The organism is Hydrogenophaga sp. NFH-34 (genome assembly GCF_021401345.1).
GTDB classification, from domain to species: domain Bacteria; phylum Pseudomonadota; class Gammaproteobacteria; order Burkholderiales; family Burkholderiaceae_C; genus Hydrogenophaga; species Hydrogenophaga electricum.
Window position 1 is genome coordinate 363697 of sequence record NZ_JACBGE010000001.1, and the last position, 15805, is coordinate 379501.

General features: G+C 64.7%; 13 protein-coding genes and 1 other RNA gene. 13 read left to right on the forward strand and 1 reads right to left on the reverse strand.

All coding sequences use genetic code 11. From position 1 onward, the window contains the following. Positions 1 to 55: 55 nt before the first annotated feature. The 13 genes from L0977_RS01750 (at position 56) to L0977_RS01810 (ending at position 15421) form a co-directional block, all read left to right on the forward strand. The gene (locus tag L0977_RS01750; protein ID WP_234262908.1) at positions 56 to 1723 is read left to right on the forward strand and encodes a hypothetical protein; all 1668 of its coding nucleotides are present in this window, start codon (positions 56 to 58) and stop codon (positions 1721 to 1723) included. Positions 1724 to 1765: 42 nt separating this feature from the next. Further along, a complete protein-coding gene (locus L0977_RS01755) occupies positions 1766 to 2197 on the forward strand; it encodes a hypothetical protein (RefSeq protein ID WP_234262909.1) in 432 nt (143 codons plus the stop codon). 46 nt (positions 2198 to 2243) lie between these two features. Next, positions 2244 to 3155 (forward strand): virB8 family protein, encoded by a 912-nt coding sequence (locus L0977_RS01760; protein ID WP_234262910.1) that lies wholly within the window; start codon positions 2244 to 2246, stop codon positions 3153 to 3155. A 55-nt stretch (positions 3156 to 3210) separates the two neighbouring features. Then, entirely contained in the window at positions 3211 to 3969 is a 759-nt protein-coding gene (locus L0977_RS01765; protein WP_234262911.1) for a TrbG/VirB9 family P-type conjugative transfer protein, read from the forward strand. Continuing rightward, positions 3969 to 5048, forward strand: a complete 1080-nt coding sequence (locus L0977_RS01770) for a TrbI/VirB10 family protein (protein WP_234262912.1) — start codon at positions 3969 to 3971, stop codon at positions 5046 to 5048. Before L0977_RS01765 ends, L0977_RS01770 begins: the two co-directional genes overlap by 1 nt. Positions 5049 to 5098: 50 nt before the next feature. Beyond that, complete coding sequence (locus L0977_RS01775; protein WP_234262913.1) at positions 5099 to 6295, forward strand: hypothetical protein; 1197 nt, start codon at positions 5099 to 5101, stop codon at positions 6293 to 6295. An 82-nt stretch (positions 6296 to 6377) separates the two neighbouring features. Further along, positions 6378 to 7868 (forward strand): hypothetical protein, encoded by a 1491-nt coding sequence (locus tag L0977_RS01780; protein ID WP_234262914.1) that lies wholly within the window; start codon positions 6378 to 6380, stop codon positions 7866 to 7868. A gap of 13 nt (positions 7869 to 7881) precedes the next feature. Next, positions 7882 to 8925, forward strand: coding sequence for a P-type DNA transfer ATPase VirB11 (gene virB11 / locus L0977_RS01785; RefSeq protein WP_234262916.1), 1044 nt, complete (start codon positions 7882 to 7884; stop codon positions 8923 to 8925). Between the two features lie 86 nt (positions 8926 to 9011). Beyond that, positions 9012 to 9410, forward strand: coding sequence for a hypothetical protein (locus tag L0977_RS01790; RefSeq protein WP_234262917.1), 399 nt, complete (start codon positions 9012 to 9014; stop codon positions 9408 to 9410). A 20-nt stretch (positions 9411 to 9430) separates the two neighbouring features. Further along, positions 9431 to 10414: a hypothetical protein gene (locus L0977_RS01795; protein WP_234262920.1), complete on the forward strand. Its 984-nt coding sequence runs from the start codon at positions 9431 to 9433 to the stop codon at positions 10412 to 10414. After that, the gene (locus L0977_RS01800; RefSeq protein ID WP_234262921.1) at positions 10411 to 12405 is read left to right on the forward strand and encodes a type IV secretory system conjugative DNA transfer family protein; all 1995 of its coding nucleotides are present in this window, start codon (positions 10411 to 10413) and stop codon (positions 12403 to 12405) included. Before L0977_RS01795 ends, L0977_RS01800 begins: the two co-directional genes overlap by 4 nt. A gap of 126 nt (positions 12406 to 12531) precedes the next feature. Then, entirely contained in the window at positions 12532 to 13056 is a 525-nt protein-coding gene (locus L0977_RS01805; RefSeq protein ID WP_234262923.1) for a hypothetical protein, read from the forward strand. 112 nt (positions 13057 to 13168) lie between these two features. Continuing rightward, positions 13169 to 15421, forward strand: a complete 2253-nt coding sequence (locus tag L0977_RS01810) for a hypothetical protein (protein ID WP_234262924.1) — start codon at positions 13169 to 13171, stop codon at positions 15419 to 15421. A gap of 218 nt (positions 15422 to 15639) precedes the next feature. Here the strand turns inward: L0977_RS01810 and ffs are convergent. Beyond that, positions 15640 to 15736, reverse strand: an RNA gene (gene ffs / locus L0977_RS01815) — signal recognition particle sRNA small type. Between the last annotated feature and the right edge of the window lie 69 nt (positions 15737 to 15805).

A 15805-nucleotide genomic window follows, 5' to 3' on the forward strand; every position in this document is an offset into this window, starting at 1 on the left:
ATTGCCGGAACAAAAGCTGGAATCAGCGTGTGATCAACAGGGTAGGTGAATCATCATGAGCGACGAGAGCAGGGGTGTTGGCCCGTCCAATCCGCTGGCACGACTGGATGCGCGGGTGGCGCTGGCGCTGGCGTTCTGGGCGTACCCCTATGAGGATCGGGTCAAAGCAGAGAAGGTCATTCTTTATCCGGAGCCGTGGGAACAAGCCATTGCTGGCAAGCATTTGCCTGCCGACTGGCCTGTGGCCCAGTTCGACGCCCAGGGCAAGCTGATTCGCGACGGCTGGAACACCCAGCACAACACCGAGGGCAAGCTGGAAAACCAGTTCCAGGTCTCGATCAACCGGCGAACGAAGCAGATCACATTCGATTTCAAGGGCTCGGACGCCTGGAGCAACTGGGTGTCCGACCTGTCCAACGCCGGGGGCAGCGAATTCGCCAAGATCCAGGCCAAGGCGCAGGCAGCGTATGAAACCCTGAAGAACGATGAGCGGTATCAGGGCTTTCAGTTCGCTGCCAGCGGCCACAGCCTTGGCGGCGGCATGGCGCAGAGCTTTGCGTTGAAAAACAACGTGGACGCCTACGTCTACAACAGCCTGCCCATTGCCCGCGAAACGATTCGGGGCGACTACTTCAAGGACGTGGGCGGTTTCGATGCGGCCATGGCGCGGTACCAGGCGTCCGGGCGGCAGGTGCACGACGTGCGCACGCCCAACGACATCGCCACGTTCTATTACGAAGGGGTTCTGCAGAACCAGTACCTGAGCCGGCAAACCGGGCAGGCGCCGACCATGCTGCCAGGCCCGGCCATGCCCGATCTCCTCAAGAGCGCGCTGCTGTTGAGCAAGGTGGGCACGCTGCCCGCCGCCGCCCTGATGGGCAAGGACCACATGCTGGGCGCTGCCGTCGATGCCCAACAAGGCTTGGGCATTGGGCCCGATGGGCGCTACGTGGTGCCCGAGGGACGGCGCGACTTTGCGCAGGTGCCGGTGGAGGCGCGCCGACGTTTTGCGCTGCTGAGCAGTTCTGCGGTGACCAAGGCCGCGCAGATCGGGACGGCGGACGATGGCCACCCGTGGAACCGTTTCCTGATCGAGCGCGCAGACGGCAGCCGGCAGTTCCTGAGCAGCAACCCGCGCACCGGGGATGTGGAAATCGAGCACTACGGCGCCGACGGGAAGCGCCTGCGGGTTGAGCTCAATGAGCGACGCCGCCAGGGGGCGACCTTCATCGAACAGGATGCGCAGGGGCAGCCCGTGCACCGCACCCAATTGACGCTGCATGTGCCCGAAGCGGGGGAGTGGCAGGAGACTGTGGCCGCGGTGGCACCCTCTGCAGAAGGCCCCTCTTCGCTGACCAGGCTGGGCGCACAGCAGCAGGTGCAGTGGGCACAGGCCAAACGGGAGCTGACCGAACCGTTGCTCGCAGCCGGCCTGGGCGAGACGCAGGTCGATCAGGTGTGCGCGGCGGTGCTGAGCCATTGCGCCCGGCATGCCAGCCTGGGGTCTCCGGACCGCTTCATGCTCAGTGGCGATCAGCGTCATGTGGGGGTGCTGCACAACCAGGGGCTGCACCTGAGCGAGATGCCCGTTGATGAGGCGCTGCGGCAAGGCGCAGACACACACCTGGCCGAGGCGGCCAGGCAGCAGGAGCGATGGCAGGGGGCGGGCCGTTCGGTGCTGCCTGCGCAGGAGATGGCGGGCGCGGCGCACGCCCATGTTTGAAACCGCCGAATGACTGAATGACCAATGAGGATGGATACACGTATGACAGGGAAGAATGAGTGCAGGGTTTGGCCGGGGCGCTGGGTCGGGGTTTCGGTGGTGCTGATGGCCTTGCAGGCCTGCCAGACCCCACCGCCCAAACCGCCGGAATTTGGCGACGACTGGAAGCCAGTCAATACCCTGGCCGAGGAGCCCATGCGCATTCCACTCAAGGAAGAGCAGGCGATGTGGACTTACCAGATGCTGCCGACCGATGCGACGCTGCGCGGCATGCTGGAGCGTTGGGCCACAGAGCACGGGGGCAAGCTGGACTGGCAATACCCCACAGATCTCACGCTGGTCAGTTCGTTGTCGTCGGTCAAGGACAACAACATCCAGAAGGCGCTGAACGTGGTGCGACGCACCTACGCCGAACAGCGGCTGCGTGTGCAGGTGCTCGGCAACAAGAACTTGCTGGTGACGCGGCTGCCCTGAGGGCTGCCATGCCGGTGGCCGAAAACAGACAGGTCAGAAAGAAAACATGGGTTTGTTCAAACGCGAGATTTCAGAAGCCTCGCAGGAAGTCATCCGCCAGTCGATGGACTTCGAGTCCAGTGTCATTGCCATGGTCAAGCGCAGCGAGCGCCGGGCCTGGATCGTGGCCTTCTGCGCGGTGTTCATCACGGTGTGCCTGGTGGCGGCCATCGTCTACATGCTGCCGCTCAAGGAAAAGGTGCCTTATCTGGTCACCGTGGATCTGCGGCGCAGCACCAGCACGCTGACGCATCTGCGCGAAGACATGGCCTATTCGGGCATCTATTCGAGCGAGGCGCTCAACCGCAGCCACGTAGCGCGGTTCGTTCAGGCGCGTGAGGGGTACGACTGGGACACGATCAACGAACACGACTGGGAGTTCGTGGCCTCGATGTCGAACGACGAAGTCAAGCGCTTGTTCGTCCGGCAGTTCGATGGCGGCCCGCAGGCGCCTGACAAGCGCTGGGGACGCAATGTGGCGATCCGGGTCAAGGTCAACAGCATCGTGTTCCATGGTCTCGACGAAGAAAAGGGCATCCGGCCTTCGGGGGCGACCGTCCGTTTCGAGAAGTGGCGCTTCGACAAGACCTCGGGCAAGAGCGAATACCTCAGCAGCCATGTGGCCACGCTGAGCTATCAGTTCAAGAACAACCTGCGCATGAGCGACAACCTGCGCCTGCGCAATCCGCTCGGGTTCCAGGTGAGGGCCTACAAGGTGGACGACGAGTTCAACGCGCCCACGTTCAAACGCGAGGAAATGACGCAGGGCATTCCGCTCATTGGCGAAGACGAAGGTCAGCTCAACCGCGGTGCCGGCTCGGAGTTATCGACTTCGTTACCCGCCAAGGGCGATGCCGGCACACCCGCTGGCGTGACGGTGCTGCCGGGCGCGCCGGCGACACCGGATGGCAACCAGTGAGCACCACACCACCACGCCCACCGGTTGGGGATTTGAAGCAAGGGGAAATCAGAACATGACACGACAGTACAACGACTGGAAACCGATGGCCGCCGCAGCGCTGGTGCTGGGGGTGGCCGTGCAGGGATCGGCGCTGGCGCAGCAGGAAGTGCGCGAGGTGCCGTACCGCACCGACCAGGTGGTGCGTGTGAACACGGGGTTGGGCATTGCGACCCAGATCGAGATCAGCCCGCAGGAACAGGTCAAGGACTTTGGCACGGGCTTCAGCGACGGTTGGGAACTGGTGCGGCGCGACAACGTGTTCTACATCCGGCCGAAGAATGTCGACGTGGACACCAATATGTACATCCGCACCAACATGCGGTCGTACCTGCTGGATCTGCGCGTGTCGGCCACCCGGTGGAAGACGCTGGAAGAGGCCAAGAACGCGGGCGTGTATTACAAGATCCGCTTTGTCTATCCCGCCGACGGGCCGGACAAGGGCAGCCCGATGGCCGGGGCCAACGCGGTGCTGTCGCCCACGAGCACGCAGCTCAATTCGCAGTCGGATTACCACCTCAATTACGACTACGCCACGCTGTCAAGCGCGTCCACCATCGTGCCGGTGCGGGTGTACGACAACCAACAGTTCACCTATCTGCACATGCCGCCGCTGGCGAGCTTTCCGGCGGTGTTCGGCCGCAACGAGCGCACGGGTGAGGAGTTTCTCGTCAATACCAAGAGCGAGAGGAACGTGATCATCGTTCACGGCGTGTATCCGTATCTGGTGCTCCGGCTCGGGGCGGACGTGGTGGGTCTCAGGAGGAATCAATGATGAACATGAAGTTTCCCGGCGGCGGCAGCGCTCAGCCGCAGGTGTCGGACAACATGCCCAAGCTCTCGGGGGGGCTGTCTCGCGGGCTCAACAAGATGGCGCTGGCCTATGTGGCGGTGGTGGCGGTGGCCGTCATCGGTATGACCATGTGGGTGGCCAACAACGCCTTTTCGGCCGACGACGAGAAAAACAAGCGGGTGGCTTTCGAGGACGTTTCGGTGCCTGAAAAACCCATGCTCGTGGCGGCCGCAGCGCCCGCGATGGCGCCGCCGCCGCTGCCTGAACTGGCGTCGCAGGCCGGCCCGGCGGCCAGGCCGGCCGCCGGGCCGGAGCGTGATGACCTGCTGGAGCGGCGCATGGCGAACCAGAACAACCTGATTGCCGCGGCCGATCCGAACAAGGCGCGCAACCCGTTCTTCGAAGATGAGTATTCGTCCGTCAAACGCGGCGCGGTGCAGGCGTTGGCCAATGCGGACTTTGTCCTGACGCGCGGTACCTTCATCCGCTGCACCCTGGAAACCAAGGTGGTTTCCACGCTACCGGGCATGACCTCGTGCATCGTGACCGAGCCGATTTACTCGGCCAACGGTCGTCGGCTGCTGATCGACAAAGGCTCCAAGGTCACGGGCGAATACAAGTATGCGGACGAGAACTACGACCGCATCGGCATCGTCTGGACGCGCGTGCTGACCACCACCGGCCTGGACGTGCGCATCGACAGCCAGGGCACGGACGCCTTGGGCGGCACCGGCGTTCCTGGGCACTACGACGGGCACTGGGGCGAGCGCATCGGCGCCGCCATGCTGGTCAGCCTGCTGGCAGATGCCGTTGATGCAGGCGCACAGAAGTTCGCCAACGATCAGGAACTGCGCGGCCGCAGCACCACCATTTACGGCGGGGGTTATGTGGCCGAACGGGTGGACCCCTGGCAGTCGGCCACGGCTGACACGGCCAAAAAAGCGGCCACCGAAATGTTGGCCCGCTCGGCCAACCGCAAAGCGACGGTGACGGTGCTCAACGGCACGGTGATCAGCATCTTTGCGGCGCGGGATGTGGATTTTTCGTCGGTGATGCAATGAACCTGGGCACTCGGCGGGCCGCTGTCTGTCCGGGACGCAGGACGCCAGGAATGCTGCTGATGCTGGCCAGCCTGGCGCTGCCGGCATGTGCGCCGCGCTTCGGCAACTACGGCGGGCCACCCGGAACGCCTGGGCGTGCTCCCGAGGTGGCCGACCGCTGCGCCAGCGACCAACCGGAGGGCATCTGCTGGACGCCGGTACAGGCGCGCTTCCATCCGGACGGCCAGCGCATGGTGGTCAACCTGTGCAGCAACCGGCGCAACGCCAATTACTACTGCCGGATGGTGGAGTACCGCATGGCGGAGCAAAGCTGGCACCTGATACCGGGGCAGGAGGAAGGCAAAAGCTACCTCTACCCGAGTTATTCGAACGACGGCAAAACACTGGCATTCGGCGTGGCGCAGTGCGCGCAACCGTACTGTGCAGGTGAGCGGGGTTACGGGCAGTTGGCCACCAAGAGTGTGGACGCCAAGCCGGGCAAGGTGGCGGGTTACGGGCCGCCGAAGCTGTGGCCGGTGATGGGCATGAGCCGGCCCAGCTTCACAGGCGACGACCAGCGCGTGCTGTACTGGCGCAGCCACTACAGCGCCCGGCTGGCCAGTGGCCGCAGCATCGGCAGCATATCGGTGTTTGCCTACCGCTTTGCCACCGACGAGGAAACGCACCTCATCGAGAGCCTGTACAGCGGCCAGAAGACGGTGCGCTTCATCGACGCCTGGACCTCGCCGCGCTATTCGCTGGACGGCAAGGTGCTGCGCTTCAGCGGGATGGTGGACAACCTGATCAGCTCGCCTGATCGACTCTGGATCGATGGGGGCACGCCCGATGTCGAATACCGGGGGGCGGAGCAAGCGCTGATCCATCGGTGGACAGACCGTGTGATGGATGGTTTGGGGCGGGTATACGCCGAACACCCCAAGCGGGGCATCCTGGCCGGCCCCGGTAATCTGAGGCTGGTGGATCCGACGACTCAGGCCATTCGTGTTGTGCTTGTCCAGCCGCAGCGATATCAGGTTGCCGACGCCACCATGGATCGCGGGGGGCGCTGGGTGGCAGGGGTGCTAGGTGTGCGTGCATTGACCAATGGCAATCATTCGCCCAAATGGAACCCGTGGTTGCAGGAGCGTGATCTCAAAACGGCCAACGGCATGAAGAACGACGTGCCGGTGCTGCCGCTGGTCAACCTCGAAACCGGCGCGGTGCAGGCCCTGTCATGGCCCAACGTGGAAATGCTGAACACACCTTGAGGGAGGTGCCTTGATGAGCGATGAATACAGCGGTGCGCGACCAACCGCCCCAGGCCCTGGCGGCTGGGTGCCGCGTTTTGGTATGTTCGCCGGCCCTGGCTACACCGGGGGCAGGGTCTGGGGTTCGGGTCAGGTGCCCGACGCTCAGGCTTGGGAGGTGCGGCCCACCGGGTTTCTGGATGACGTCACGCGCACGCACGACATCAACTACACCTACATCGAGCAGACCTACAGCGGCAACGATGCGGCGACCGAGGCGGCTCGGGCCCAGGCGCACTGGCAGGCCGACAAGGAGATGCTGGCCAACATGCTGGCCTATCAACCCCAGAACTGGCTGGAGGCGCAGTACCGGAAAGCGGGCATTCTGGCCTTCGTTGCAAAGGCCGACGTGTCCTATGCAAAACACGTGGACGTGGTGGGCGAATGGAACCGTGACCTGGCTGGCATCGATCCGGATTTCCCGGCGATGCCGGTGGCGCCCCATGGCCGGGCCACCTGGAGCGTACCGAGTCTGGTGCATGCCGGGGCCACCTACACCAGCACCGGGATGGAGGCGCTCGCCACCAGCGGGGTCAATGTACAGGTGGCCATGCTGTTCAACCCCCACATCCAGCCGGGCAACATCGCGGCCCAGAAAGTGTCGCAACAGGGAGAGACCAGCGACCCGCAGGCCGAACTGGACTACAGCCGCCGCATCATGGTGCCGCAGCGTGATCCACAGAATCTGGATGTCTTCACGGCGGAAGGTTATGTGGATGGCAAGTGGGTGACGGTCTGGTACGACTCGGACAAAAACGATCTGGTCCGTGCGGTTTTCAATGCGGGTCAAAAAGAGTCCGAGACTTTCTACCATGGCGCACAGGACCGCGGATTCGCTGGCAAAAAATACGACCACGCCAACTTCACCGTCACCCGCCAAAACTATTTGAATGGCGAACCGGCGGGTGATCCGGAGGCGCTGCCGCCGGTCAAGGCCGACGAGCTGCCCGCGCTGGCCGAGAGCCGCCACACCCAGACGATCAAGGGCCTGGTCACCCAGGGTGAGGCAGCGGTCTACCCACCGGCGCCGACGGCAGAAGACCGCGCTTGGCAAGACGGGCGGGGTTCCTTGTTCCCCGCGCCGGCCCCGTCCGCTGCGCGCGATGCTGGCGAGGTTGTGCCACCAACGCCAATGCCAGCGGTGCCGGCCAGCGCCGAGCACGCTCCTGCGCTGGCGCCTGAGCTGGCGGCCCGTTTGAACCACGTGCGGCAGGATCTTGGCGAGGTGCTGCGTTCAGCGGGCTTCAGCACCGAGCAAACGCAGCAGGTGTGTGCGGCCACGCTGAACCACTACACGCGACACGCCATCCTGGGGGCGCCGGATCGCTTCATGCTCAGCCGCGATCAGCAGCATGTGGGGGTTCTCCACAACCACGGCTTGCACCTGAGTGAAATGCCGATCGAAGTGGCGTGGCGCCAGAGCGAGGGGGCTCATCTGGCCGAAGCGGTGCGGGTGCAGGGGCGCACCGAGGGCTATGCGCCAGGCGTGGCGCCCGAACAAGCTGGGGCGCCGTTGGCGCCGGCACGTGTTTGAAGAAGGGCAGGAAGTGACACTGGACGAACCGATCGCGAACATTTCCACCGAGTTTCTCGAGTACCAGTACGAGGTGCTGGGCATCACGCCGTTTCTGAACGATCCGACGGTCACGGAAATCTGCATCAACCGCCCGGGGCAGGTGTTTCTGGAAACCACCCGTGGCTGGCAGATGCTGCCCGTGCCGGGGCTGACCTTTGACCGTGCCCGGCAGTTCTGCACTACCGTGGTCAACGAGAGTCGGACCGGGCAGCGCATCACCACGGTGGACCCGGTGGTCTCGCTCACCTTCCCGACCGGGCAGCGGGCGCAGTTCGTGTTGCCGCCCGCCGTGCCTGCCGAAACGGTGTCCATCACCATCCGGTTGCCGTCGCGCTATACCAAGACGCTGGACGAGTACCAGCAGGACGGCTTTTTCTCGGAAATCCTGGACAACGCCGACGACATTGGTGAACTCGACCGCGAACTGCTGGCGCTCAAGCAGGCGCACGACTACCACGCCTTCTTCAGCAAGGCGGTGCACTACCGCAAGAACATCGTGGTGTCGGGGGCGACGGGCAGCGGCAAGACGACGTTCATGAAGTCCCTGGTGACCCACATTCCCGAAGACGAACGGCTGATCACCATCGAGGATGCGCGCGAGTTGTTCATCAGTCAGCCCAATTCGGTGCACCTGATCTATTCGCGCGGCGGCCAGGGCACGGCCAACGTGACGGCCAAGGGCTGCATGGAGGCCTGCCTGCGCATGAAGCCCGACCGCATCATCCTGGCCGAAATCCGTGGGGATGAATCGTTTTACTACATCCGCAACTGCGCATCGGGCCACCCGGGATCGATCACCAGCTGCCATGCCGGCAGCACGGACCAGACCTGGGACCAGATGGCGTTGATGGTCAAGGCCTCGCCCGAAGGGGCAGGGCTCGCCTTCAACGAGATCAAGCGGCTGCTGATGCTGACCATTGACGTGGTCGTGCACATCAAGGCCCACGCCGGGCGCCGCTACATCACGGGGATTGACTTCGATCCGCAACGCAAACTGAAGATGGCCGCGGTCTGAGCGCAGCCATCCATATCTTGAAAAAGGGGGAAAACATGCTTGCAAAATTTCAGAAAATTACCGTCCGCTTGCTCTTGGCCAGCGCCGTGTCCGTGCCTGCTCTCGCCGCAGGGCCTGCGGTATCGCCGCAGGCCCTGCGCGGTGTCTGGTTCGAAGACACCGAACTGGGACGGCACCACTGCCTGCAATACAGCCTGCGCCAGACCGGCGAGCTGATTCCCGGCACGTTGGTGGTCGCGGACACGCAGATCGCCGAGGCTCAGCAAGGGGTGCAGGAAACCTTGCTTTTCCTCACGCAGGTGGCTGCCCAGGGTGAAGATGCCTGGCAGGTGTCTGGCCTGTCCGATGCCTATCCGTACCAGGCCATCAAGGAGCTGCAAATCTACGGTTTCTCGCTGCGCAACCAGCGGCTCTACCGTTCCATGAAGCAGGTGCAGGACGGCAAGGAATTCCTGCGCACGCAGGTGTACGCGCGGTGCGTGTGAGGGTGGGGCGGGAGGCTTTCATGGATGGTTCAAACAAGACGGGCGCCGGCCGGCTGCTCGCTGCGGGGGTGTGTGTGGCGCTGCTGGCAGGGTGTGGCGCGCTCGGTGGGGGCGGTCGTGGCGGCCAGGACCCTTCGGTGGTCGGGCTGGAAACCCAGTCGGTGGTGTTGGGGGAAGGCGGGGCCAGCCTGCGCGTCGACTTTGTGCTGGGCGACGGCGCTGGCGCTGACGAAGGCCGTTTCGGGCCCGGCTTCATCGTGGTGTCGCAGGCCGAGGCAGAGCTGCAGGCGATCGAGCACCACTTCACGGTACCGCGGTCGCAGATCGACGCGAAGGGGTGGCTGCGCTTCGAAGACTTCAACGGCGACGGTTGGCAGGATTTTGTGGTGACGCATGGGACTTCGGCGGCATCGGGCCTGCCGGTGATGTCGCTGTACCAGTTCGACCCGCGTCAGCGCCGCTTCGTGCCGGTGGCACCGGTCTCGAAGCGGGGCGAGCTGCAGGCTGCGGGCCCGGGTTGCGTGGCGCTGCGGTATGCCGAGGATGGTCGCCAGCCCGAGCAGGAGCGCTTCTGTTTTTCGGCCCAGGCCGGGCGCTGGGTCCAGCAGGTGGCCGCGCCGGGCGCATTGACGAACGCGGAGGTCGCTGGCCCGTGTGAGGGTGGCACACCCGATCTTGCGCGCTGCCGCCAGGCGCGGGTGGCGCTGGACAAGTCGCTGCAGGCGCAATGGGGCGGCTACCGCAATGCCATGGGCCAGCTGCTCACCCGCAGCAACGGCAAGCAGCACGCCACGCAGTTCATGCGTCACAGCCAGGCGTCGCACGCGGCCTGGCTGCAATACCGTGAGGCGTTTTGTGCCACCCACGTGCGCGAACAGGCTTTGCCGGCCCGGTGGTTCCATTCCGGCATCGAGTCCTGCAAGTACGACATGGCCCGGCAGCAGTTGCAGCAATACGAAACCCAGCGACTGCGTTTGCAGGCGCCAGGCGAGGGCGAACGATGAAGGGTCTCAAGGTGGCTGTGGCGATCGCGGTATTGCTCGTGGCCTTGCTGCTGGGGGCCTACCTCAGCGGTTTTTTGCTGTTCTGGCGCATCGATCTGCCACTCGATCAGGTGGGCCTGCTCAGCTACCTGCAGTACGCCTGGGCCTACCACGCGCACCCGCAGTTCGGCGCCGTCGTCCGCAGCAGCGGGCTGGTCGGCATGGGCTTGCCGGTGCTGCTGGCCGCTGGTGCAGCGTTGGCGCTGTGGCTGCGTCGCCCGGCCAACCTGTATGGCGACGCACGTTTTGCCAGCCTGAGCGATTTGCGCCAACGCCAGATGCTCGACGCGCAGGACACCGCCATCGTGGTCGGCCGCAAGGACGGCCGCTACGTTTACTTCAACGGCCAGCAATTTGCCCTGCTGGCGGCGCCGACGCGTTCGGGCAAAGGGGTGGGGGTGGTGATCCCCAACCTGCTGAGCTACCAGGGGTCGGTGGTGGTTCTGGACATCAAGCAGGAGAACTTTGACCTGACCAGCGGATTCCGTGCGCGGCATGGTCAGGAGGTCTACCTCTTCAACCCCTTCGCCGAAGACTTGCGCACGCACCGGTGGAACCCGCTGGCCTACGTGTCCAGCGATCCCAACTTCCGGGTCAGCGACGTGCAGAGCATCGCGGCCATGCTGTATCCGGTGTCCGAACAGGTGAAAGACCCGTTCTGGGCGAACCAGGCCCAGAACGCTTTTGTGGCCTTCGCGCTCTACGCCTTCGAGCAGGCCGCCTATCTGCCCAAGAGCTACCCGGGTGCTGTGGCGCAGACGCCCACCATCGGGGGGCTGTACCGCCTGGCCTCCGGGGCCGGCACGGGCCAGAGCCTTCGCGACTATCTGGGTACCCTGGCCGGCTGGCCCCTGCTGAGCCCAAGCGCCAAGGCCGCCTTCGCCACCCTGATGGGGCAGGCCAACGAGACCTTCGCCAGCATCATGGGGACCTTCAAGGAGCCGCTGAACCCCTGGCTCAACCCCGTGGTCGACGCTGCCACCAGCGCAAACGACTTCGATCTGCGCGACGTGCGCCGCAAGAAGATGAGCATCTACGTGGCCATCCAGCCCAACAAGCTGGCAGAAAGCCGCCTGATCCTCAACCTGTTCTTCAGCCAGCTCATCAACCAGAACACGCGCGAACTGCCCCAGGCCAATCCCGCGCTCAAGCACCAGTGCCTGCTGTTGATGGACGAGTTCACCAGCATAGGCCGCGTGGATATCATCGCCAGTGCGGTCAGCTTCATGGCCGGCTACAACCTGCGCCTGCTGCCTATCATCCAGAGCCTGTCGCAACTGGAGGCCACCTACGGCAAAGAGCAGGCCCGCACCATCGTGACCAACCACGCGCTGCAGATCGTTTTTGCGCCCCGCGAGCAGCGCGATGCCAACGAATACAGCGAAATGCTGGGCTACACCAGTGTCACCAAGGACAGCGTGAGCCGCAGCCGCTCGCGCGAAAGCAGCACCACCCGCAGCGAGAGCGAGGAGCGGCGTGCCCTGATGCTGCCGCAGGAGCTCAAGGCCATGGGCGACGACAAGGAAATCCTGCTGGTGGAGGGCATGGCGAATCCGGTCATGACCGACAAGATCCGGTACTACCAGGACCCGGCTTTCAAGCAGCGCCTGTTGCCCAAGGTGGACGTGCCACGCCTGGACCTCGATGCCCATGCGGAAGTGATCCGACTGCGCGAAGCGCTGGCATCGGGCCGGGGGCTGGCTGCAGCCAGTGAACCGGCCACCGAGCCCGCGCATGCCCAGGCAGCTTCCACTTCGGCGGCCGAACGTGTCGCGATGGCCTTGGACGGCACTCAGGCCGCCGTCGCCGTGCAAGACCAGGAAGCGCGCCATCGCGCTGCCGAACCCCAGCCGCCGCGCGAATACACCGGCCTCAGCGGTATCCCGGCGGAATTCGGGAGCGCTGTGTCCCAGTTCGAGCGCCCATCCGGGGGGTACCCGTCGACGGTGTAGACGGCATCGGCCCGCTCTGGTGGTCTCTGACGTTGCCCTACAGCCGCGTCAGGCCAAGCGCCACAATGGGTCCAACCCCGACAAAGACCTTTACCGCACACGGTGACAGCACTCAGGAGGAGCTCCATGGCTTATCTGGTCGACGACATCCGGCAACCCACTGCTTTCGTGGAAGAGGAAATTCCGCAGTCTTTCAAAGACAGCTTCGATCCGACTCGGTTGTACACGCCGCTGGGATTCCGGCGTTGGCCGGACGACCGCTGGGTGATCGACCATGCGCGCAAGGTGGCGCTGATCGGTGGCGGAACGAACAGCAAGGCGGCGTCGGATGAGGGCGTTCCGGTGACGTGCTGGATGACCTTGTTGGTAGATGGAATGCCGGTGGGGTTTGTGTTCAATGATGGTGTTGAATTGCTGGGCGAGACGGATCCGGGAACTGGTCGGCGCTACGTTATTGACAAGCTGATCAACGTCCATCTGTACCTGCCGGCGGAGCTATATGGTCGCAAGGACGAAATCGTAGGCTTGGCGGAGGAAGCGTATTACGCCTACAACGATGGGCCAATATTGCCCTGGGTACGGGGCGTGGTAATCGAAGTGGCCGCGGCGCACCTGGAGACCGAATACCGGAGCTCGCGCCATGTCCTCTGATCATTCGCTGAGGCCTGAACAACAAGCCGTCATCGATTGGCTTAAATCGGTCCGGAGTGCTGGCGGCGTTTCGACATATAAAGGTGGTGCCGAGCAATTCCGGCATGACTTGATGCAGCGGCTCGACGCGCTGCCGGTGCGCGTTCCGGGCCAGACTGCCGATGCCGTGACGTTGCTGTACAGCGGCCCGCTGGGCGATCAAGTGCAGGGTGGTTGGGAGATTGCCGAGAGCATCGGCCACCAATCGAACGGTCGGGTGGTCACGATTGGCGAGACGCCACTGGGGTCTCTGCAGAACGACTTCCGATTCGACAGAGCATTGCTGGGCGCTGTTGGCAAGGAGAATCCCCATCTCCACAAAGAACTCTTGGACGGCATCCGCCCCGACGGCAGCCGTGTCGAAAGCGTCTGGGATCGCGCCAGCCGCCGCCTGGCGATGGCCGCCGAAGGCGATGTGCGCACGCTCACGCCGGCGGCGCTCGATAGCAAGGTGTTTGCCCAGGTGGAACTGCCCCAGTTGCTCAAGAACCCCAGCGTCACGCACATCAACGGTGTGCCGTTGTCGGTGTACCAGCAGATCCACGACCGGGCTCCCGGGCCGCCATCGGCCAAGCTCAGCGCGGTGAACCAGGCGGTGCAGGCCAGCGCGTACGAGCTCACGCGCGAGATGCGCTGGCGCGAGGTGCCCGACGCGCCCAGAGGGCCGGGGCACTTCGATGTCGACCCGGGGCGCCTGTTCGAGGGTACGCCGTACCGACCCGCGTTGCGGCTGCCCGCCGGTACCACCGGCTTCGACATGCGCAACGGGCCTGACCCGGGTATCACCCCCGAGCAGCGCAGCCGCATCGCTCATGGTCACCACGAGATCCATGAGGGGTTGAAAGCGCTGCCGCGCCCTCTCGGAAGGCTGGGGGATGTCCCCGAGATTCGGGCCGGCACGGTGCTCAAAGGGCTCGGCATGGCCGGCACCGCTTATGGCCTCTACGAAGGCTACGGCGAGTTCCGCGATGCCTTGGACGGCGCCCGTTCCACGCGCGATCTGCACATCCGGGGTGCCGAAGCCGCCACCGACATGGCGGTGCGAGGCGGGGTGTCCGGCACGGCAGCCGTGGTGGGCGGAGCAGGGGGCTCGCTCGTGGCACCGGGGCCAGGGACGGTCGGTGGCGCGATCGTGGGCGGTGGTGTGGCGGCCTACGGCGCGGAACGCGCCTATGAAGAATCCCGCGTGCAGCAGTGGGCCAAGGCGCTGGGCCGCGAAGTGGGTGAAATCAGCTACGACCATTTTTCCCAAGAAGGCCGCCTGCTGCGGCGCTTGCAGGGCTTGCAGGCCGAGCTGGCCGAGCTGGCCGAAGCCAACTCGCCCGCTGAACGCCAGCGCCTGCAGCGAGAGCTGGGCACCGTGGGCAGTGCTTTCAAAGCCGAGGCCGATCGCAACAACGCCTATTTCGACGGCCGGGGCCAGATCGATGCCACCTGGGAGGAACTGTCTGCCCGCTTTCCAGCCCTTGAAAAGGGTGACGTCGTGAGGGCCTACGACCGGAGGTTCGAAACCGGAAAGATCGCCACCGATCAGGCAGTGAAGGGCGCCTACAGCGACGCGGTGCACGACGAGGTCCAGGCCCGGGCCCTGCCATATGTGCCTGATGTCGACTACCGCCGCATGGATGAACGCGGTTTGCAGCAGGCCTGGCGCACCTATGCGGGCGAAGCGTCGCGCGGGCAACACGCCATCGCTGATCTGGAGCGCAGCGGCCCGACGTCCGTCAACGTGCCTCTGCTGGGGGGCTGGCTCGGACAGCGCCGGCACGACGACACCCTCGAAACCCTGCGCAACCAACATTGGCGCGACGGCGGCCACCAATCGGCCATCGAGACCGCGATGCGTGAGCGGGGCCTGGAGGTGCCAGGGGCGAAGCGTGATCAGGGGAGTGCACGCTCGATCATGGGCAATGGACCCAGCGCGGCGCCGGTGCCCAGCCCGGCGCCGCTGTCATTGGGCGCGGTGAGCCGCCAACTGGTGGCAGACAGCACCCAGGCCGTGTTCGACGTGGCCAACCGCCATGGCCTGCCATGGGACCAGGGCATGACCAACACCGTCTATGCCGTGGCCGCTGGTGCGCGGGAGGCTGGATTGGCCCGGATTAACCTGTTCAACGCAGCCGGCGGAGTGATTCGCGCGGGTGAATACAACGGCGTGATGCTGCGCGAAGTCACACTGGATGCGACCACCGCCGCCAACACGCCTCAGGCGCAATCCCAGCAGACCTTGCAGGCGTGGGATCGACACAAGGACCCGATGCCAGTGGATGCCGTTGCGCAGGCGCAGGGGTGGCATGAACAGCAAGGGGCCCGGTTGGTGGGGTGAGGGGGCGCTGTCGTGACCAGCATGGACGCAGCAATGATCTGAGTTGCCTGTGCGGCAGCGAATGAATCGGTATTGGCCCGCCTGGAGTGCAGGACCGATTTGAGATCGTCCGCCTTGATGTCTGGGGGCAAATCGGTCAAGTCGGATTTGCCGGAAAACAAAAAAGGCCGCTGCTGCGGCCTTTGTCTGCAAGCGCCCTGGCGGCGCTGAATGAATAAGGTGACGAGCCTTGACCCCGGCACTGACTCCACAGTTAGGGCTGCTTGGTTCCCCACCTGACCCGGTTGGCCGCTTCACCATGCGGGAAGGCCCGTCAGGGTCGATTGTAGTCGCTTGTTCGGGGGCTTGCCGTCTTGGGGCATTGCCGGGGGTTGGATGGGGCGC

What these genes read in the sequence shown, in the direction of transcription:
- L0977_RS01795 (WP_234262920.1), top strand. Translation starts at nt 9,431, where the DNA reads ATGGATGGTTCAAACAAGACGGGCGCCGGCCGGCTGCTCGCTGCGGGG.
- L0977_RS01805 (WP_234262923.1), top strand. Translation starts at nt 12,532, where the DNA reads ATGGCTTATCTGGTCGACGACATCCGGCAACCCACTGCTTTCGTGGAA.
- L0977_RS01780 (WP_234262914.1), top strand. Translation starts at nt 6,378, where the DNA reads ATGTTCGCCGGCCCTGGCTACACCGGGGGCAGGGTCTGGGGTTCGGGT.
- L0977_RS01810 (WP_234262924.1), top strand. Translation starts at nt 13,169, where the DNA reads ATGCAGCGGCTCGACGCGCTGCCGGTGCGCGTTCCGGGCCAGACTGCC.
- L0977_RS01760 (WP_234262910.1), top strand. Translation starts at nt 2,244, where the DNA reads ATGGGTTTGTTCAAACGCGAGATTTCAGAAGCCTCGCAGGAAGTCATC.
- L0977_RS01750 (WP_234262908.1), top strand. Translation starts at nt 56, where the DNA reads ATGAGCGACGAGAGCAGGGGTGTTGGCCCGTCCAATCCGCTGGCACGA.
- L0977_RS01755 (WP_234262909.1), top strand. Translation starts at nt 1,766, where the DNA reads ATGACAGGGAAGAATGAGTGCAGGGTTTGGCCGGGGCGCTGGGTCGGG.
- L0977_RS01765 (WP_234262911.1), top strand. Translation starts at nt 3,211, where the DNA reads ATGACACGACAGTACAACGACTGGAAACCGATGGCCGCCGCAGCGCTG.
- L0977_RS01775 (WP_234262913.1), top strand. Translation starts at nt 5,099, where the DNA reads ATGCTGCTGATGCTGGCCAGCCTGGCGCTGCCGGCATGTGCGCCGCGC.
- L0977_RS01770 (WP_234262912.1), top strand. Translation starts at nt 3,969, where the DNA reads ATGAACATGAAGTTTCCCGGCGGCGGCAGCGCTCAGCCGCAGGTGTCG.
- L0977_RS01800 (WP_234262921.1), top strand. Translation starts at nt 10,411, where the DNA reads ATGAAGGGTCTCAAGGTGGCTGTGGCGATCGCGGTATTGCTCGTGGCC.